The sequence below is a fragment of the Ideonella sp. A 288 genome, assembly GCF_002198735.1.
Classification (GTDB): Bacteria; Pseudomonadota; Gammaproteobacteria; order Burkholderiales; family Burkholderiaceae_C; genus Pseudaquabacterium.
Genome location: NZ_MWLO01000155.1, coordinates 66,015 through 83,955, shown reverse-complemented (window position 1 = coordinate 83,955; position 17,941 = coordinate 66,015). Strand labels below are relative to the sequence as shown.

Here is a 17,941-nt window from a genome sequence, read left to right as displayed (position 1 = left end):
CCAACAACGCCAGCAGGCCCTTGTGGCGAAGGCGCAGTCCGATCGGCGATTCAGCCGGCGGCTGCGGCTGCGACGGCGGAGGTGCTGCGGGCGGGGGCGCCGCCGAGGGCCAGGTCCTGCGCGACGCCGTGTGCATGTTCAGGCGCCGGCGGCGTCCCGGCGGTCGAGGTCCATCAGTCGGGCCACCTCGTCGTCGCGATCCCATTCGCGAGCGCCCACCAGCCGCTCCAGGATCCGGGCGTTGCGGCCCAGCACCAGGGTTTGCGGCAGGCTCGTCAGCGACAGCGCGGCAGGTGCGTCCTCGGGTGCCAGTCGCCAGGCCGGCAAGCGAGGCAGGTCGAGGCCGCGAAGGTACTCGCGCAAGGCAAACGCGTCATCGTCGAGGGCGACGGTCCACAGGGCAATGCGGTGGCGCATCAAACGATCGGCCAGGCGCTGCAGGCTCGGCAGCTCGCGGCGGCAGGGACCGCACCAGCGCGCCCAGAAGTTCACCACGCGCAATCCCGGCGCCGAAGCGGTCAGCCGGTCGGGCGTGCCATCGAGACGGGCGACCGGCAGGTCGGCAAAGTACGACGGCACCCCAGCATGCTTTGCCTCGTCCACAGCACCCGGCCACATCCGGCGACCTTGCCAGATCGCGAGCGTTCCGAGCCCGAGCCCGGCGAACATCCACCGGCGTCGAGCGATTGCCGGTGACCGGCCCACCAAGTCGTCATCCGGGTGCGCCGGCGAGCTCATGACCAGGCCGGGCCGACGATCAAGTGATAGGCCACGGCTGCCGGGATCAACGTACCGGCGATCCAGGCGCTGAGCACCGGCGCGGCCACGCGCGCCCTCTGCCACACCAGGTACAGGGCCACGAAGCACACCCACACCATGCCACCTGCCAGGCCGCGCGACAGCGCTTGCGGGGTGGGTCCGGGCAGCACGGTCAACGCCATGGCACTGAGCAAGGCCAGGGTGAAGCCCGACAGGCCGATGCTCATGGCCACCCGCAGCGCGTGCTCGAGAGGCACCGACGCCACCTGGTTCGTCCGGGTGTGCAGGACAGTCCACAGCGCCAGCACCACCGACGCAAGCACGCCGACCTTGCCGCCCAGGTGCCACAGGCCCACCAGGTGGCCGTCCATGACCTGGCCGAGGGAAGAAGGCACGCCTTCGGCCACCGACATGAGCCAGGCATCGAGCGCCAGCGCAGCGAGCGACAGGCCCAGCACCAGCGCACCTGCCCGGCGAGTGCGCCAGGCCTGCTCGATGCGCAGGTAGGCCAGCACAGCGCCACCGGCGATCAGTGCCGGCGCCTCGAAGCCGGCGTGGTACTCGAAATCGACCAGCATCGGCATGCCGACCTCCACCGCCCGCAACACCGACCCGGCCGGCAGCCCCAGGGCCCCCAGCAGGGCCAACCGCGAGGCCCAGGGACCCAGGCGATCGATCCGCGCGTCGTCCAGGACCAGGTAAAGCACCGTGGCGAGCGCCAAGAGGCTGGCGGCCGCCACACTGAGGTGCATCGACAGCGTGGCATTGCCCAGCAACCCGGGATGCAGGGCACCCGAGCCCTGCAAGGCCACGCCCAGGATCGTCACGGCAGCGAGCGCGGCGACACCCGTGCCCCAGGGCAGCCCGAAGGCATCGGCCCCCGGGTGCCCGGGCTCGGCGGATGGCGTCATCGCCCATCGGCCGTCATGGCACCACGCCGTCGATCACCAGCACCACATCGCGCGCGCCCACCTTGACTGGCCCGAGCGTACCCATCAAGTCGCCACTGCTGGGGGTGGCGCTGCCATTGGCCGACAGCCGCGCGCCGAGCATCACCTGGGACTGGCTGGACAGGCGGGCCTGCGGCGACATCGCGCTGCGATCGTCGAGCACGAAACGGAACGGGAAGCTGCCTGCCGCGGTGCGCGACACCGCGAGCGGCATGCGTGGGCCCTCGACGGCGCGCGCAAAGACGTAAAGCGTGGCACCAGGCGACAGGCGGGCGCGCAAGGCTTCTGCCACACGCACTTCGCCGGTGATCTCGGCGCCGGCCACGGGGGCCGCACCGGGCGCCGCATTGGCAGTGGCATTCGTCGGTGCGACATTGGACGTGCTGGCCGCCACGGCCGTCCCGCCTCCGGCCAGGGCAGCCTGTGCCTGCGCGATGCTGGCGACCAGGCGCTTGGCACCATCAGATTCGGGTGGCATGGCCTTCTGCAGGCGCTGCCAATGGCTCAATGCGGCCGCATAGTCCTTGCGATTGAAGGCGGCCGTGCCGGCCAGGGCCAGGGCCTTCTGGTTGTTCGGGTCGATGGCCAAGGCGGCCTGCACCAACTCAGTGGGCCGACCTTCGAGGCTTCGACCATTGACCAAGGCCAGCGTGTCGGCATAGTCGACCAGCACCTGCGTGTCGCGAGGCGACAGCGCAGCCGCCTTGTCGTAAGCCACGGCGGCATCCGGATAGCGGCCAAAAGCGACGTATGAGCGCGCCAGCATGTGCCAGCCGTCGGCGTCGTTCGGGTTGCTTTTCAGGCGCTCGGCCAGGCGCTCGACCATCACGGCCATCTGCTCAGGCGTCAGGGTGTGCGGGGCCGATGCCGCTGCGGCCGCCGCCTGAGGCGCAGTGGCCTGCATCAGCCCGGGATGACCGAGCACGCCGTACACCGCCAGCGCCAGAGCCGGTACCGCCGCACCGAGCACCAGCGCCTCGCGGCGCGCGGTGGACGGGCGCTCAGCGGGTGCCGCCGGCGCGTCCGAGGACGACATGGGCAGGTCTTCGGCAACCCGACGCTCGATCTGTGCCCGCTCCTCGGCGTGCTCCTGCGCAGACAGACTGCCACGGGCCAATGCCGCATCGAGTTCGGCCAGTTGTTCGCGATGGACGGCAAGCGCCAGGCGATCGGCCACCTCGCCCAGTGGCGCAGACTCGGGTCTCCGCAGCAGCGGCGGCAACACAAACAGCAAGGCGGCTGCGATCAGCAGTCCGACAGTGCCCCAGAAAGCCAGCATGCGCGCAGCCCTTCCTCAACCTTTGTTATCCAGCAGCGCGGCAGCCCGCGCCCGCTGATCGACGTCGTCCGACACCGCGGCCACGGCCGCCCGCTGCCGGCGCATGGCCTGGCGCAGCGCCCAGCCGGCCACCAGCAGCAGCACGAACGGCCCCACCCACAGCAAGACCGTGCTCGCCTTGACCGGCGGGCTGTACAGGACGAAGTCACCGAAGCGTTCGACCATGAAGTCGCGAACCTGCTGTTCGGTCCGGCCCGCCTTCAACTGCTCGCGAATCTGGTTCTTCAAGTCAACCGCCAGGCCCGCATGAGAATCGGCAATGGTCTGGTTCTGGCAGACGAGACACCGGAGTTCCTCTGCCAGACCGTTGACACGGGCCTCGAGCACCGGGTCTTCGGCCAGTGGCTTGGCATCGGCGGCCCAGGCCATCGGCCCGGCCATCGCCAGCCAGACCAGCAAACACAGCGTGCGCAGCCAATCGTTCATGCGCCCAACTCCTTCAGCAGCGGCAGGATGCGCGTGCGCAGCACTTCGTCGGTCACGGGGCCGATCTGCTTGAATCGGATCACGCCCTGGCGGTCGATGACGAAGGTTTCCGGGACCCCGTAGACGCCGTAGTCGAGGCCCGTGCGGCCATCCCGGTCGACCAGCGACGCCACGTAGGGATTGCCGTGCTGCTCGAGCCACCCCAGGGCGTCTGGTCGCTGGTCCTTGTAGTTCAGGCCGATCAGGGGCACCGCAGCGTTGCGCGCGAAGCCCACCAGCACCGGATGCTCCTCACGGCACGCACCGCACCACGACGCCCAGACATTGAGCATCCAGACCTTGCCGCGCATCTGCTCCGGCGTGAGCAATTGCTCGGGCTCGTGCAACTGCGCCAGCTTGAAAGCCGGCGCAGGCTTGCCCACCAACGGCGACGGTACTTCGCGGGGTTTCAGTCGCAGCCCCACCCCCAGCAGCACGGCCAACAGCACGAACAGCACCAGCGGCCACAGCGCACGCTTCATGGCGTCACCATGGCCGACGACAGGGCGGCGGCCTTCTCGCGCGAGCGCAGGCGATAACGGCGATCGGACGCAGACAGGAATCCACCCAGCGCCATCAACATGCAGCCACCCCAGATCCAGTTGACGAACGGCTTGATCTGCAGCCGAATGCCCCAGTCGCTGTCGCTCACGGCATCGCCCAGCGAGACATACACGTCGCCGGTGATGCCCGCCTCGATGGCTGCTTCGGTCATCGGCATGCCGCTGCTGAAGTAAAGCCTCTTCTCAGGCTGCATCAAGGCCACCTCGCGGCCGTCGCGTTCTACGCGGATGTCGGCACGCAGGCCCCTGTAGTTCGGGCCCTTGAACTCGGCCGAACGCTCGAACCGGAAGGTGTAGCCGCCCAGTTGGGCGGTGTCTCCAGGCCCCATCCGCAACTGCTTCTCCTCCTCGAAGCCCTTGACCATCGTGACGCCGACGATGAACACGCCGATGCCGAAGTGCGCCAGAACCATGCCCCACCAGCCCAAGGGCTGAGCGGCCAACGCCTGCAGACGGCGACCTGCGGCATGGCGCAGCGGGTCCATCACCGCGGCAACGCTGGTGGCCATCACCCAGGTGGCCAGCGCGAGTCCCATGGCCACCCAGGGCGAATGCTGCGGCGCCAGCATCCAGGCGCCCACGGCGGCCACCACGGTGACGATGGCGGCCCAGCGCAAGCGCCGAACCAGATCGGGCACCGGCGCCGACTTCCATCGGGCCAGAGGCCCCACGCCCATCAGGAACACGGCCGGCGCCATCAGCGGCGCGAACACACGCTCGAAGTAAGGTGGGCCGACCGAGATCTTGCCCAGACCCAGGGCGTCGAGCGCCAGCGGGTAGAGCGTGCCCAGCATGACCGCCGCGGTGGCCACCGAGAACACCACGTTGTTCGCCAGCAGCAGGGATTCACGCGAACTGGTGTCGAAACTGCCGCCCAAGCCGATGCGCGGGGCGCGCCAGGCGAACAGCGCCAGCGAACTACCGATCACCACCACCAGGAAGGCCAGGATGAAGACGCCGCGCTTCGGGTCGGTGGCGAAGGCATGCACCGAGGTCAGCACGCCGGACCGGACCAGGAAGGTGCCCATCAGCGAGAACGAGAACGCGAAGATGGCCAGCAGCACGGTCCAGCTGCGAAAGCTGCCTCGCTTCTCGGTCACCGCCAACGAGTGGATCAACGCGGTACCCACCAGCCAGGGCATGAACGAGGCATTCTCGACCGGGTCCCAGAACCACCACCCGCCCCAGCCGAGCTCGTAGTAGGCCCACCAGCTGCCGATGGCGATGCCCATGGTCAGGAAGGACCAGGCCACGGTCGTCCACGGACGCGACCAGCGCGCCCATCCGGCATCGAGTCGCCCACCCAACAGCGCCGCGATGGCGAACGCGAAGGCCACCGAGAACCCGACATAACCCATGTAGAGCAAGGGCGGGTGAATGACCATGCCCGGGTCCTGCAGCAGAGGATTGAGGTCTCGGCCTTCGGCCACCGCGGGCAGGAGCCGCTCGAACGGGTTGCTGGTGAACAGCAGGAAGGCGTGCAGGCCGACAGAGATGCAACCCATCACGCCGATCACGCGCGCCACCACCTCGAGCGGCAGGCGACGGCTGAACAGGGTGACCGCCAAGGTCCAGCCAACCAGCATGAGCACCCACAGCAGCATCGACCCCTCGTGCCCACCCCACACCGCGGCAATGCGGTAGGCCAGAGGCAGTGCCGAATTGGAATGCGACGCCACCACCCTCACCGAGAAATCGTTCTGCACGAACATCCAGGTCAGACTCGCATAGGCCAGGATGACAAACACCGCCTGGCCCTGGGCGATGGACGCGGCCGCCGACATGCGCCGCGCATCGCCCTGCGCGGCGCCCCACAGCGGCACGATGGCCTGGACGATGGACAGGACGAAGGCCAGTGCGAGACACAGGTGGCCGAGTTCAGCAATCATGGACGGACTCCGGACTTGCCGAGTGCCAGAGCGGCCTCGGGACGCGTGTTGTGGTCATCGTGATCAGCATTCACCTCGTGTGCGACAAACAGCCCCGCCGCATCCAGTTGTCCCTGGGCCACCACGCCTCGGCCCTCCTGAAACAGGTCGGGCAACAAACCCGGATAAACCACCGCGATGCGCTGTGCGGTGTCCGTGACCATGAAGCGCACGCCGACTCCGTCGCCGAGACGGTGCACGGAACCCTCTTCGACCACGCCGGCCAACCTGAAATGCTGGCCGACAGGGGCCTCGTGCTGGGCCACCTGCGACGGGGTGAAAAATGGCACCTGATTGCTGCCGAAGGCTTCCAGCACCAGCACCACCGCAGCCGACAGCGCGGCCATCACGCCAAACATAACGGCCCTGCGCCGGTGGCGCGTCTGCCAGGCGGTCACCTCAGCGCCCTCCGACAGCCGGTCGCAGAGCATCGGCGTTCAGGTGGTTCCAGTGCGATGGGCCCATGATGGGGAGGAACTAAAGCATCGTCCGTGCCATCGCCAATGTGCCATATCGGACGATGCAAGCCCGGCATCCACCGAGCGGTCGATCGACGACGCCTCGACGCGTGCCATGCCCAGGGAAAGACACCTGAACTTGGGTGTCCACTGGTCCCGATCGATCTCGCCTCCGCCTTCCCGCCCACAGGAAGTGACCTCAAGACATTCCCGCATCCGGGAATGACGGGTCACTTCTGCTGCGCGGCTTCGCGGCGATTCAAATCAACGCGGCGACGGTGCCGGCGGCGGCGTTGTGGCGGGTCCGTGGCGTCCCAACCGCTGCTCCCATTCCCACAATGCGGCCCGGGCCTTCGCATGGAACCGCTCGTCCTTGGACGAAAGATGCAGGTAACTGCGCATGGCGCCCAGAGCCGCCGGCAGGTCACCCTGAAGTTCGAGCGCCATCGCCAGCCCGTAGTAGGCGTTGGCCTGGGTGGATTGCAGGTCGATGGCGCGTTCGAAGGCCACCACGGCCTCGCCTCCGCGCTGCAGGCCGAGCATTGCAAAGCCCATGTTGACGTGCGCTTCCGGCATCCGAGGCGCCAGTTGCAGCACGCGCTGCAGGGCCGCCGCAGCGTGGTCGTATTCCTTCGCATGCAGCATCACCACGGCCTGGTCGAAGCGCTGCCGCAGTTCGGCCGCCGATTTCTCCTTGCTGTGGTTCGTTGGCTCGAGCGCTGGCGGCGGAGGCGACTGCGCCACCAACAGCGCTCCGCCGGCCAGAACGGCCAGCGCCAGCATGCGGCGCCAAGTCCAGCCGCCCCACGCGCGCCGTGGCAGGCGATCGGTTTCGGGCCGCAGGTCGTTGCCCGCTCCGGTCTGGAAGGTCACACCGCCCCCTTGTGCGGCGCCACGCTGACGAAGGGCACCCCGAAGAACGTGAGGAACGCCAACGAGAACACGGCCACGATCATCAGCGCACCGGCGCGCGGCCCGATCGACCAGCGCCGCCTGGCGTGGAAGGCCCCCACCAGAGTCAGCCAGGTGAGGAACGCCCAGGTCTCCAGCGGGTCCCAGGCCCACCATCGACCCCAGGCATCCTGAGCCCACAGCGCGCCCGTGATGAGCATCATCGTCTCGAACAGCAGGGCCACCTGCATCAGGCGCCATGACAGCGCATCGACGGCCAGCGGCCCGGGCAGACGGTCGACGAAGGCCAGATGACCCCGCAGCAGCTGGGTGCCGGCCAGTCCGAGCGCCAGCAGGGCGCAGCCGAGAAAGAGCTTGCCCAACAACACATGGAACCACAGCACCGGCGTCTCGTAGGTCGGCGGAAAGAAGGTGTCGCCTGCGTCGGTCATCGGCAACCACAGCGCCAGCACAGCCAGCATGCTCAGGCTCACGGGGGCGGCCCGCCGCAGCACGGGCCACCGGTGCTGCGCGAACAGCAGCACGAGGCCCAGGCTCAAGAGGCTGCTGGCGAGGATCTCGAACATGTCGAGGAACGGCCCGTGGCCCAGCCGCGCCCAGCGCTGCCCGATGCCCACGGCCACCAGCACCACGGCCACGGCCAGGATGCGGAACGGCCAGCGATCGTCGGTGGCACGGGTCCGCAGCGCCGCCACCCACGCCTGCACCGCCGCGGCGATGCACAGTCCACTGCCCGACCAAAGCCAGGCGACCTCCATCGACAGCGCGTTCATCGCATCGACGCCACGGCGGAGCGCGGCGCACGGCTGCGCTCCTGGATCGGCCACAGGTGCAGGGCCAGGCCCGCCACGCCCAGGCACGCCAGCCACCACAGCGCCGTCAAGGTCGGGTCGTAGTGGATGGTGTAGCCCATCCAACCGATGAGGCGCTCGTACCGGATGCTGCCAAACGCGCCGGTCGCGACGTCGCCGGGTTTCAGTTCGTGGCGCTGCCCTGCCAGTTCGATCACCAGCACGGCCGAGACCTCGTCGGGCCTCAACTGCCAGGCCTTCTGCTCGTCGACGCCCTGATCCAGGCGCAGCCACAGGCGCGCCTCGGGCCCGCCTGGCGGGGTCCAACGTTGCCGCTGCTGCCAGTCGAACAGCGGATAGGACGGCAGGTGAACTGCGCCGGTCAACGGGGCCGCGCCGGGTGCCGTCCAGGTGAGCAGGGGTGCAAATCCCTTGTTGTGCGTGGTGTAGAAGCGAAAACCCGACAACAGCAGCGGCCGATCGTCCCCCACGGTGTGGGTGCGGGTGCCGTCTGCATCGCTCGAGGTGACCTGGCTGTGGGTGTGAGCCCGCTTGAGCCGGGGCGCGTACTTCACGCTGAAGGCCCCTTGTTCGAACTGCACCTTGCGCAGCCGATCACCATGCCACGGGCCCACCGACGATGGCTCCACGGCCGCGACGTCGAACGTGCCGCCCTGCGCCACCTCGACCTTGCCCTCGAAGTGCGTGAGGCGCCCCCAGGCCAGCAGCACCAGGCAGCCGAGCAAAGCCACGTGAAACATGGCCAGACCGCCGCGGCGAAGCGCAGGGTGGGTGGCCAGGGAGGCGGCCAGGTTGATTGCCAGCACCAGTTGGGGTACGGCCACCGCCCACGCGGGCACGCGGGTGTCGTTCTGCGCGGCCAGCACCACGATGGCCAAGGCAATGAACATGGCAACGGTCAGGCGCAGGGACGCCACCCGACGAACCACCGACAGGGCCACGCGCTTCATGGCAGGTTCGCGCAGTTCTCGCTCGAGTCACGCATCCAGTCGCGACCCGATGCACCGTTGCCAGGCGCACCGACCGAGCCGCAGTTCGTATCGACCCAATTGCCGCTGGTGGCGAAGGTGCGCACCTTGAGCACCGCGTTCAGGTAGTACGGCGGATTCGTATAGGGCGTACCGGTGTTGTTCTTCACCTGCGTTCCAGCAGGCAACCCCACCTCGGGGCCGACGTCGTTGAGGTTGACGAGGAGGGCCTTGTTCTTCCAGCCGTGCGGCACGGCCACGTGGCACCAGGTGCAGCGCAGCCGCTGGATCTTGTCCGTGTGGTAGGCGTGCAGGTTGCCTTTGCTGCTGTTGAAGAAGCCGGTCGTTCGGTCACTGATGCTGCCGACGCCATTGCGGTCGGCGTAGTTGTTCGGGTTGTGGCACTTGAAGCAGAGCGCATTAGCGGTGAACCCACCCTCACGCGAGTTGGTGCCGGTGGTCGCACTCCACTCACCCTTGAGGATGAAGTTGTTGGTCGAACCATGCGGCCCCCACGGGTTGCCATCCTCTCCACCGTTGGGCACCACGGTGTTCGCAGCGGTGCTGGACCCATGGCAGTCGGTGCAGTACATCGTCTGCGATCCGACATCGGCCGCGCCGCCCCACGGCACCTGGAACGCCCCAGGAACCGTGCCGCGGATCGCATTGGTGCGGCCGGTGTTGTCGATCACCGGGTGCCAGCCGCGGTGGTTGTTGGTCTGGAAGTTGACGGTGTAGGCGCGGCCCGGCGGCGTGCCGGCGAAGGCCCCGCTGTTGAGCGTGGTGCCTTCACCCTTGTGCGCCAGGGGCGCCTGGAACTCCATGGCCTGGTTGGTGTACTGGGTGAGCCCATTGGTGCCCGACGGCGTGCCGCCGCCGCTGTCACCCAGGTTGGGCGGTGTGTCGTACGCGTAGTTCGAGTGGCATTTCAGGCAGATCTGGTATTCGCGCGTCACCCATGGACTTCCAGCGGCGGTGCTGGCCCCCACGCCGCCGTCGCCGCGCTTGAAGTCGAAGGCGATCGGCTCGCTGCCGAAGGTGGCGCTGCCGTACACGGGCTCGACACCCGTGCCGCCACGCAGCACACCCGAGGCCAGGTTGGTGTGGCCGGTGCCGTGATCGTGTGTGCCCGCCGCATCCGGCGTGGACGCATCGGCATTGAACAGCCGCTTCTTGGTCGCACGGTGCGGGTTGTGGCAGTCGGTGCATTCGACGTGACGATTCTGCGGCGCTCCCTTGCCAAGCAACACGTTCGACTCGACCAGGTCCTTGCCACGCTGCGTGCCAGCGCCGGTGCCGATGTCGTGTACCTCGGGGCCGCCCTGATCGATGTCGGTGATGGGCATGCGGCGCGGCAGGGCGAAGTCGTCCTTGATGTTGGGCACGGAGGCCACGCTGTTCAAGGCGCTCTGTCCCAAGGCGGAGTGGCAGGCATAGCAGGTCTGCTCGAGCGCCGGGTTGCCACCGCTCTTGGGTGTCGCCGTACTGTCGGTGCCCTCGCGCAGCAGTCGGCGCGCGCCCTGCACCGTGTGCGTGTCGTGGCAGTTCAGGCAGCCGGCCTTCCACACCGGCTGGTTGAGCGGAAAGCCGCGCAATGCAGCCGCCGATGCGTTGTAGGTCTCGTTGGCCACGTCAGGATGGGCGTGCGCCGAGAAGGCCCAGGCCTGGCCGGCCTTGTCATGGCACGCCAGGCAGATGAGATCGGCATTCTCGGCAAAGGCCCCGCCCGTGGGCGGGAGTTCCTGGAAGCGGTTGAGCCGCAGAAACTTGCCCGACCCCTTGGACGCATCGGTTTCCCGCAAGTGCGGGTCGTGGCAGGTCGTGCATTGCACCTGTCCGTCCTGCAGCGGCAGCTTCGGCCGAGGCGCCCCGGCCACGCGGGTGCCGACGAGGGTGCCATCGGGAACCCGCAGTTCGCCATCGGCCGACGCCAGGGCCGCGTTGTAGGTGAAAGAGATCGGGTGGTCGTTGGTGAGGTTGACCCCCAGGTTGCGTGTGAAGCCCGTGCTGGTGCCCTCGCCTGGGGCCATGGTGCCGCCGGGGCCGGTGCCCTGCAGGGTGACGCTGACGTTGGGCCGCCCACCCAACACGTTGACATTGCCGATCGCCATCGTGCCGTCGTGGCAGCTGAGACAAAGCTTCGAGGCGCCGCCAGGGCCGGCCGCCAGTTCGGCGGCGCTCGCCTCGATGGAACTGGAGGTGTAGGTGGTGTAGGTGGCGGCCGAGAGCTTGCGATTCCAGAGTGGCGCTTGCGGTATGGCCTCGGCCGCGTGAGGCGTGTGGCAGAACACGCAGATCTGGGATTCACTGGTGGCCTTGAGGGTGCCCGGGCCGGTGACCGACAGGTTGTGCGGCGTGTTGCTGACGTCGGCCACCCGCGCGGCGCGCGCCTCACCCACGTGCAGGACCCCCAGCCCCAAACCCAGCAAGCACACCCCCAGAAGGGCTCGAAACGACAGCATCACGCGCCCCCGAGAAACTGAAAGACCACGATGCGGCCATTGAACATGTCGGCCACGAACACCCGGTTGCGGCCATCCACCCACACGCCCGCAGGCAGGTAGAAACGGCCGATCTCACTGCCCGTGCCGCCAAACGACATCAGCAGGCGGGCTTGTCCATCGAATACCAGCAAGGTGTCGTGCATCGATTCGACGATATAGACATTGCCCTCATCGTCGGCGGCCACACCCTTGGGCCGAACCAGATTGCCGACGTACAGCCCGCGTCTGCCGAAGCTGGCTTGCACCTGACCCTGCTCGTCGAAGGCTTGAACGCGCGCATTCAGGCCATCGGTGGCATACAGCCGCCCCTGGGCATAGGCCAGGTGGGTGGGCAGGTTGAATTCGCCCGGACCTTCGCCCTGGCGACCCCAACGGTCGATCAGGCGACCGGCATCGTCGAACACCTTGATGTCGTGCGCCGGGCCATCGGAGACGAACCAGCGCCGCAGCACCGGGTCGTGCGCCAACCCGGTGGGCCGACGCAACAGCCCGGCCCCGACCTCACCCAGCGGTTGCCCCGCAGCATCGAGACGGAACACGCGACCCAACTCGGCATCGGCCACCCAGACTTCGCCGTTGTGGCCGGTGGCGATGCCCACGGGCGAGATGAAGCGAACGCCCGGTGCTGCCTCGTCCCACACCTCGAGCTTGCCGCCAGCCTCGTCGAACACGAAGATCGCGCCACGGCTGACATCACCGACCAGGACCCGCCCGCGGCTGTCGACCGTACCGCACAGGGGCCGCTGCAATTCAGTGGGAGATTCCGCGCGCTCCAGGAGCCCGGTGATCAGTTGCCAGGCCTGCTGCCAACCGCTGCGCGAGGCGTTGGCCGGCTTGAAGTTGGCCTCTCCGGTGAGTTGGCCGATGTAGCGGTAGCGCGGCACCTCCTGGGTCTGCGGTGCCGGCCAGACCCGCCCGTCGCTGGCCTTGTCTTCCTTGGCAGCATCCCAGCGCATGACCACCGGCTCGCTGGCACAGCCGGCCAAGAGGCAGATCAGAAGGGTGGCAAGGACCAGGCGCATGGCGTTCAAGGGGAGGGACGACGGAGTGATTCCGGTGTGATCAGCAGGATCTGTACCCGCGCGCTCAGTCCGTCGGCCACATAGAGCAGATTCCCATCGGCGGCCAGCGCATCGATGCGCCCCAGCCGCAGCGCACCGGCACCGGCGAAACGTGCCACCGGCTCGCCATCGATGAACACATGGACCGCGCCGTCGGCTTCGTCGCCGACATACACCCTTCCACCCGAATCGACTGCGACGGCACGCGGCATCACCAGGCTGTCGTCGCCCATGGCCGACAACCATTGGCCGTCCCGACCGAACACATGCACCTGCTGAGCCAGCCGGTCGACCACGTACAGGCCGGCCGGTCCGATGGCCATCGCCGCCACCGACTGCAGGCGCCCCTGGCCGAAGCGGCGAATGACCCGACCGAACGTGTCGAAGACCGCGATGTGAGCCAGCTGCGCATCGGCCACGAACACGTCGCCTCCCGCCTCCGGCACCCAGGCCACGGCGACCGGTCGTGCCGCAAATCGGTCGTCTCGGAAGGTTCTGAGCACACGGCCATTGCGATCGAACTGGCGGGCCTGGCCGCTGGCCGGTTCTGCCAACCAGGCCGTGCCGTCGGGCAAGGCCTGCAGTGCCGAGCCCATGTCGGCAGACACGGCGGCCACGACCGCGACACTGTCACGCGAGCGTTCCAGCCGAAGCAACTGCCGCAGTCCAGCGTCGACCACCCAGACGACGTCGTCGCGAGCCGCCAGCGCCACAGGCAACTGGAAATTGAGCCGACCACCGATCGGCGCCCTGGGAAAGCCCGGCGGCAACGCCGGCATCGGCAAGCCGCCGGGCTCAGGCGTGATGGCCCACCCGCCGGCGAGGCTGAGCCAGGGAGTCAGCAGCGCGGTGGGCACGGGCCGTTTGCTGGGCGTGGCCATGTCCGCTTCCGCACACCCCCCAGCCAACAGGGCCACCAACGCGGCCAGCCCGGTACGTCGCGGCAGATTCACCATTTGCCTGGTCCTTTCGTCTCGCTGCCGCCGTAGATGCCCGACGCCTGGCCGCGCTTGCCGGAGTGGCAGAGATCGCACCGATCCGGGCCCCAGGCCACCTGCCCGTTGTGGCACATGCCGCAGAACTTGCCGTCGATGATGTCGGCCATCGACACCACGTTCGACCCCGCCCGCATCTGAAAGCCCAGCTCACTGTGACACACCTTGCAGCGAAAGCGGATGCGATGGAACCAGTGCGGGAACACGACCGGTCGCACCCCCTCGGCTTCGGCGCGGCGATTGAGGACCACGTCGCCATACTCGGCCGTTGCGGCCGCCGCCAGCAGCATGCCGCTCACGGCAAGGCAGGCGTGCAGCAGGAACCGCTTCATCGCTCGAGGACCAGGCCCTTGCCGAAGGCGAGTGCCGCTTCGCTGCCGCGGGGCACGCTGTGGCAGCGTTCGCACTCGGTCAGGGGAAACGCGACCGCGCCGTGGCACAGCCCGCACTTCTCGCCCTGCAGGATCAGGAACATGTTGATCTTGGTCGCGCCGGCCTTGCGCTCGAACAGCTTGTCGTGGCAGTTGGTGCAATCGAGCCAGGCCGTGTGCTGCCGGTGGGGGAAGCGAACCATCGGCATCTCGCCAGTGTTCTTCAACAGCACATCGGTGGCGCGAAGGTTGACCTGGGTACCAGCAAGGATCTGACTTCGGGGCGTGATGTACCCCTGGTCGAGGGCCTGCACCCAACGCACCTGATTGCCTGCACTGTCGGGGGGCAGCGCCGACAGGGCCTCGGCCGGTTCCTGCAGGACCCCGATGGCCGGACTGGTCGGGTCGTGCACACCATCGTTGGCCAGAGGCAGCCATCGTGCCGCCGCCACGCCGACCGCGACGAGTGCACAGGTCAGGAGCAGCCCGATGGCGCCACGCCTGGCCATCGCGGTCCACATGTCCATCAGCCCGGGATAAAGACACCGGCGCTTCGGATCGCGCGGACCAATTCGCGGGTGGATTCCTCGAGTGTGCGAACGCCGACGTCGAACTCGCGACGGGCGGCCTGTTCCTCGGCCTGGCGACGCAGGGCCAACGAAGCCTGAAGTGCCTTCTCGACCATCGCATCGTTCGATGCGTTGCGACGATCCTGCAACAACACTTGAACCAGCATGCGGTGGGTGTCGTTGCGATCGATCTCGTAGGCGTACTCTTCCTCCTTGTTGGCGAAGTTCAGCGAGCGAACGAGGGTGTCGCCGCTGCGCATGCCACCAATGGCGGCACGCGACGCACCATAGGCCTGGTCGAGCAGGCGGCGACCTTCGGGCAAGTGGCCGCTGGTGGCCAGTTTCTGCGCTTCGACCAGCATGGCCTCGATGCGCTGGGTGAGTTCGGCATTGCGTGCGCCGCTGCCCTTCTCGGTGGCGATGCGCTGCTGCGCCTCGAGAAGCGACCGCGTGGACTTCAGGCGCGTTTCGAAATCGCCGCGTTCCTTGCGCTCGTTGACCTGGTCGGGCGCCGCCAGACGCACGGCTTCCATCATCGTGCGGGCGGCGGCATCGGCAAAGCGGTTGGCCGCCGCCACGTCGCCTTCGGCAAGCGAGGCCTGTGCTCTGGCATGCAGGGCCTTGGCGCGGTCGCGCGTGGCGATCGCATCGACATTGCCGCTGGATTCCACTTGTTTGGCCGCCGAACTCTGGCCGATCAGCGAGCCCGTGCTGGTGACGCGCCGCTCGACCTGCTCGCGATTCGGCGGTGCCGAAGCCGCCTGTGACCAGGCCGACACGGCACCGCTGCCGAGCAACAGAGCCAGGGACAGCGCTCTCAGGCGCGTGGACATACTGCCCAGGGTGATATCCGATTCAGTGTTCACTGTGATCCCATGGTCTGTGGCACGGACAGGCCGGCCGCCTGCAGCGCCCGCTGCAGGTGGTCGATGCCTTCGGCGAGGCTGAGCAATGCAGTCTGCAGATCGGACGCGGCCGCCTGCGACTCCGCCTTTTCGCGCAACGTACGAGCCTGCCGCACATAGCGCTCGATCAGGACCAGCGCTTCCTTGGACGGCCGGTACTCGAGCACCGCCAACGGCACCAGCCCATCGAAACTGCGATGGCGTGCCAGCTCGTGAGCGAACTCCTCGCGCGAGCTGGCAAAACGTCGGTCGTAGACCAGCGTCTGCCCATCGACCCGCTGGAGCGCGTCCTTGAGCAGCAAGGACAAGGCCTGGTCGAGCGTGCGGTTGGCGTCGGTGACCTTGCCGGCATCCGCCAGCACGCGTGCCTGCTCCACCGCCGCCATGGCCTGCGTCACGCCGCGCTCGCCCGTCGCTTCGGGGCGCATCGTGATGGCCCCCGGACCCGACACGCCGAGCTGGTAAGTGCGCAACAGCGCAGACACGCTGCCCGACAGCTGGTCGTAGCGCGCACGTTCATCGACGAGTTTGGCCGTCTGGTCGGGTGCCAATTGCTGGGCCCGACCGATCTCCCAGATCGCCTCGTTGAGCAGGCCGTCTGCACCGCGGAGCTGTCCCGTGCCCGCCAACGCCCGACCGTGCGTGTACAGCTCTCGGGCGTTGGTCAGATGCCGACGCGCCTCCTCGTTCTGGCTGCCCGCCACCCGTGCAGCCACGGGTGAGTTGAACAGCATCTTTTCAACCATCTGGGCCTTTTGGTCGACCACGCGGGGCGACACCTCGGCGGCCCTTGGGCGGGGAGACGTCACGCGGGCGTCTTCGGCCGGAGACTGAGCCAGCGCCCCGCCCGCCAAGACGCCCTGCGCTGCCAGCACAGCCACGGCAATGATCGAACGACTGCACATCGACATGACGCGACTCCTCACTTGGCAGGGCTCGACGCCGAGGCAACGGCCGGCGTGGGCTTGGGCTTGGAATGGCACAGACGGCATTCCGACACCGGAAACGCCACCTTGCCATGGCACACGCCGCACTGCTGACCGAGCAGGATCGACGCCATGCTGATCTGGTTGGCGCCCTTCTGGGGAATGAAGATCGCGGGATGGCAGTTCGAGCAATCGAGCCACTCGGTGTGCTGCTTGTGGGGATAGACCACGTCGGGCATCGACCCCTTGACCTCTCGCACGATGTTGAGGTCCATCACCATCGGGGCGACCTTGGGATCGAGCCGGTCAGCCCGAGGCTGAATGTGCGATTCGCCGATGGCCTTGACCCAGTTGACGCGATTGCCGGCGTTGCTGCGTGGCAGCACCTCGAACGCCGCCAGCGGAGGCTGCAACTGCAGGGTACCGTCGTTGGTCGGGTCGTGGATCAGGTCCTCGGCAGGGGGTAGGTTGCGACGGCCCGGGGCACGCATCAGGCGGTTGAACGTGTTGGCCGTGGCAACGACTGCGGGCGCCGACGCAGCAGCCGCCGCGGGCGGCGCTGCCGCCGCCGGAGCAGCCGCGGCGGCCGCAGTCGACGACAACTGGGTCATGTGAACAACCGCTGCGCGCACCGCTGCATCCGGCAGTGCGGTCTGCCCACCCTTGGCGGGCATCGCGCCCTTGCCCTTGAGCGCACTGTTGACCAGCGCGTCGATGCCCGTCTTGATGCGCGGTGCCCAGGCCGCTGCATCGCCCACCTTTGGCGCGCCGGCAATGCCGCTGGCATGGCAGGCGGCGCAGGCACTGTCGTAGGTCTTCTTTCCGAGGGGATCCTCGGCAGCGCCGACAGCCATCGTGAGAAACAGCCCTGCGGCGCCAAGGCCGGTACGCAGGCCCGGGGTGGAGAGGATGCTGAGGAAACGGTTCATGGCATTGCCTTCACTTGCGCGCAGGCGCCGAGGCCGGGGGGGCGGTCGGAGCCGCGATAGTTGCGGCAGGCGCCGCCGGCGCGGCGCCCTTGATGACCAGTGCATGCGTGGTGCTCTCGTGCACCTGAGTTGGCGTGCCGGGTTTCGCGGAGTGGCACATGTTGCAGTTCTCGATCGACCAGGCGACATCGCCGTTGTGGCAGGCACCGCAGTACTGTCCATCGATCACCTTGACCATGTTGATCTCGTTGCCACCGGCCTTGAACTTGAAGCCCAGGTCTGCGTGGCAGACCTTGCAGCGGTAGCGTATGCGGTGGAACCAGTGAGGGAACACCACCGGTCGCATGCCGGCCGCGTCGGAGTAGTTGTTGATCACCACATCGCCGTACTCGGCATTGGCCGTACCGGCCAGACAGGCCAGCAACAGGCTGACCATGGCGGCCAGAAAACGCCAGCGGCGCAGAATGGAAGGGGTCGATTGAGTAGCTGTCATGGTCATCTCACCGTGGCTGCATCGCATGCGGCTC

At 68.0% G+C, this 17,941-nt stretch carries 19 protein-coding genes; all 19 read right to left on the bottom strand.

All coding sequences use genetic code 11. The features are described 5' to 3' along the window. Window positions 1–138: 138 nt before the first annotated feature. Window positions 139–669, bottom strand: a complete 531-nt coding sequence (locus EOINJALH_RS32055) for a TlpA disulfide reductase family protein (protein ID WP_158219915.1) — start codon at window positions 667–669, stop codon at window positions 139–141. A 65-nt stretch (window positions 670–734) separates the two neighbouring features. Continuing rightward, window positions 735–1,670 carry a hypothetical protein gene (locus EOINJALH_RS32050; protein WP_158219914.1) on the bottom strand — a complete coding sequence of 312 codons (936 nt, stop codon included), beginning with the start codon at window positions 1,668–1,670 and terminating at the stop codon, window positions 735–737. A 13-nt stretch (window positions 1,671–1,683) separates the two neighbouring features. Continuing rightward, window positions 1,684–2,988, bottom strand: coding sequence for a c-type cytochrome biogenesis protein CcmI (gene ccmI / locus EOINJALH_RS27400; protein WP_088286210.1), 1,305 nt, complete (start codon window positions 2,986–2,988; stop codon window positions 1,684–1,686). A gap of 15 nt (window positions 2,989–3,003) precedes the next feature. Further along, on the bottom strand, window positions 3,004–3,474 hold the full coding sequence (locus EOINJALH_RS27395; RefSeq protein WP_088286208.1) for a cytochrome c-type biogenesis protein: 471 nt from the start codon (window positions 3,472–3,474) through the stop codon (window positions 3,004–3,006). Continuing rightward, complete coding sequence (locus EOINJALH_RS27390; protein ID WP_088286206.1) at window positions 3,471–3,995, bottom strand: DsbE family thiol:disulfide interchange protein; 525 nt, start codon at window positions 3,993–3,995, stop codon at window positions 3,471–3,473. Before EOINJALH_RS27390 ends, EOINJALH_RS27395 begins: the two co-directional genes overlap by 4 nt. Further along, complete coding sequence (locus EOINJALH_RS27385) at window positions 3,992–5,965, bottom strand: heme lyase CcmF/NrfE family subunit (protein ID WP_088286204.1); 1,974 nt, start codon at window positions 5,963–5,965, stop codon at window positions 3,992–3,994. Before EOINJALH_RS27385 ends, EOINJALH_RS27390 begins: the two co-directional genes overlap by 4 nt. Continuing rightward, window positions 5,962–6,402, bottom strand: coding sequence for a cytochrome c maturation protein CcmE (locus EOINJALH_RS27380; protein ID WP_255407146.1), 441 nt, complete (start codon window positions 6,400–6,402; stop codon window positions 5,962–5,964). Before EOINJALH_RS27380 ends, EOINJALH_RS27385 begins: the two co-directional genes overlap by 4 nt. A gap of 324 nt (window positions 6,403–6,726) precedes the next feature. Then, window positions 6,727–7,335: a tetratricopeptide repeat protein gene (locus EOINJALH_RS27375; RefSeq protein WP_088286199.1), complete on the bottom strand. Its 609-nt coding sequence runs from the start codon at window positions 7,333–7,335 to the stop codon at window positions 6,727–6,729. After that, on the bottom strand, window positions 7,332–8,147 hold the full coding sequence (gene ccsA / locus EOINJALH_RS27370; protein ID WP_088286197.1) for a cytochrome c biogenesis protein CcsA: 816 nt from the start codon (window positions 8,145–8,147) through the stop codon (window positions 7,332–7,334). The genes EOINJALH_RS27375 and ccsA overlap by 4 nt, the downstream gene beginning before the upstream one ends. Then, the gene (locus tag EOINJALH_RS27365) at window positions 8,144–9,136 is read right to left on the bottom strand and encodes a cytochrome c biogenesis protein ResB (protein WP_088286195.1); all 993 of its coding nucleotides are present in this window, start codon (window positions 9,134–9,136) and stop codon (window positions 8,144–8,146) included. Before EOINJALH_RS27365 ends, ccsA begins: the two co-directional genes overlap by 4 nt. Further along, window positions 9,133–11,616 (bottom strand): cytochrome c3 family protein, encoded by a 2,484-nt coding sequence (locus tag EOINJALH_RS27360; RefSeq protein WP_088286193.1) that lies wholly within the window; start codon window positions 11,614–11,616, stop codon window positions 9,133–9,135. Before EOINJALH_RS27360 ends, EOINJALH_RS27365 begins: the two co-directional genes overlap by 4 nt. Further along, entirely contained in the window at window positions 11,616–12,680 is a 1,065-nt protein-coding gene (locus tag EOINJALH_RS27355) for a 6-bladed beta-propeller (protein WP_088286191.1), read from the bottom strand. Before EOINJALH_RS27355 ends, EOINJALH_RS27360 begins: the two co-directional genes overlap by 1 nt. A gap of 5 nt (window positions 12,681–12,685) precedes the next feature. Then, entirely contained in the window at window positions 12,686–13,753 is a 1,068-nt protein-coding gene (locus EOINJALH_RS27350; protein ID WP_144290199.1) for a hypothetical protein, read from the bottom strand. Beyond that, the gene (locus tag EOINJALH_RS27345; protein ID WP_088286187.1) at window positions 13,669–14,046 is read right to left on the bottom strand and encodes a c(7)-type cytochrome triheme domain-containing protein; all 378 of its coding nucleotides are present in this window, start codon (window positions 14,044–14,046) and stop codon (window positions 13,669–13,671) included. Before EOINJALH_RS27345 ends, EOINJALH_RS27350 begins: the two co-directional genes overlap by 85 nt. Then, a complete protein-coding gene (locus EOINJALH_RS27340) occupies window positions 14,043–14,612 on the bottom strand; it encodes a c(7)-type cytochrome triheme domain-containing protein (protein ID WP_088286185.1) in 570 nt (189 codons plus the stop codon). The genes EOINJALH_RS27345 and EOINJALH_RS27340 overlap by 4 nt, the downstream gene beginning before the upstream one ends. Further along, window positions 14,612–15,487: a hypothetical protein gene (locus EOINJALH_RS27335; RefSeq protein WP_088286183.1), complete on the bottom strand. Its 876-nt coding sequence runs from the start codon at window positions 15,485–15,487 to the stop codon at window positions 14,612–14,614. The genes EOINJALH_RS27340 and EOINJALH_RS27335 overlap by 1 nt, the downstream gene beginning before the upstream one ends. A 29-nt stretch (window positions 15,488–15,516) precedes the next feature. Then, window positions 15,517–16,470 carry a hypothetical protein gene (locus tag EOINJALH_RS27330; RefSeq protein WP_144290198.1) on the bottom strand — a complete coding sequence of 318 codons (954 nt, stop codon included), beginning with the start codon at window positions 16,468–16,470 and terminating at the stop codon, window positions 15,517–15,519. 11 nt (window positions 16,471–16,481) lie between these two features. After that, a complete protein-coding gene (locus tag EOINJALH_RS27325; RefSeq protein ID WP_234414068.1) occupies window positions 16,482–17,414 on the bottom strand; it encodes a c(7)-type cytochrome triheme domain-containing protein in 933 nt (310 codons plus the stop codon). 10 nt (window positions 17,415–17,424) lie between these two features. Beyond that, entirely contained in the window at window positions 17,425–17,907 is a 483-nt protein-coding gene (locus EOINJALH_RS27320) for a c(7)-type cytochrome triheme domain-containing protein (RefSeq protein WP_088286426.1), read from the bottom strand. Window positions 17,908–17,941: the final 34 nt, after the last annotated feature.

Bases quoted from the DNA above. Each gene is read 5' to 3' on its own strand.
- EOINJALH_RS32055 (WP_158219915.1), bottom strand. From the start codon at position 669: ATGTTCGCCGGGCTCGGGCTCGGAACGCTCGCGATCTGGCAAGGTCGC.
- EOINJALH_RS32050 (WP_158219914.1), bottom strand. From the start codon at position 1,670: ATGACGCCATCCGCCGAGCCCGGGCACCCGGGGGCCGATGCCTTCGGG.
- ccmI (WP_088286210.1), bottom strand. From the start codon at position 2,988: ATGCTGGCTTTCTGGGGCACTGTCGGACTGCTGATCGCAGCCGCCTTG.
- EOINJALH_RS27395 (WP_088286208.1), bottom strand. From the start codon at position 3,474: ATGAACGATTGGCTGCGCACGCTGTGTTTGCTGGTCTGGCTGGCGATG.
- EOINJALH_RS27390 (WP_088286206.1), bottom strand. From the start codon at position 3,995: ATGAAGCGTGCGCTGTGGCCGCTGGTGCTGTTCGTGCTGTTGGCCGTG.
- EOINJALH_RS27385 (WP_088286204.1), bottom strand. From the start codon at position 5,965: ATGATTGCTGAACTCGGCCACCTGTGTCTCGCACTGGCCTTCGTCCTG.
- ccsA (WP_088286197.1), bottom strand. From the start codon at position 8,147: ATGAACGCGCTGTCGATGGAGGTCGCCTGGCTTTGGTCGGGCAGTGGA.
- EOINJALH_RS27365 (WP_088286195.1), bottom strand. From the start codon at position 9,136: ATGAAGCGCGTGGCCCTGTCGGTGGTTCGTCGGGTGGCGTCCCTGCGC.
- EOINJALH_RS27360 (WP_088286193.1), bottom strand. From the start codon at position 11,616: ATGCTGTCGTTTCGAGCCCTTCTGGGGGTGTGCTTGCTGGGTTTGGGG.
- EOINJALH_RS27355 (WP_088286191.1), bottom strand. From the start codon at position 12,680: ATGCGCCTGGTCCTTGCCACCCTTCTGATCTGCCTCTTGGCCGGCTGT.
- EOINJALH_RS27345 (WP_088286187.1), bottom strand. From the start codon at position 14,046: ATGAAGCGGTTCCTGCTGCACGCCTGCCTTGCCGTGAGCGGCATGCTG.
- EOINJALH_RS27340 (WP_088286185.1), bottom strand. From the start codon at position 14,612: ATGGACATGTGGACCGCGATGGCCAGGCGTGGCGCCATCGGGCTGCTC.
- EOINJALH_RS27335 (WP_088286183.1), bottom strand. From the start codon at position 15,487: ATGTCCACGCGCCTGAGAGCGCTGTCCCTGGCTCTGTTGCTCGGCAGC.
- EOINJALH_RS27330 (WP_144290198.1), bottom strand. From the start codon at position 16,470: ATGTCGATGTGCAGTCGTTCGATCATTGCCGTGGCTGTGCTGGCAGCG.
- EOINJALH_RS27325 (WP_234414068.1), bottom strand. From the start codon at position 17,414: ATGAACCGTTTCCTCAGCATCCTCTCCACCCCGGGCCTGCGTACCGGC.
- EOINJALH_RS27320 (WP_088286426.1), bottom strand. From the start codon at position 17,907: ATGACAGCTACTCAATCGACCCCTTCCATTCTGCGCCGCTGGCGTTTT.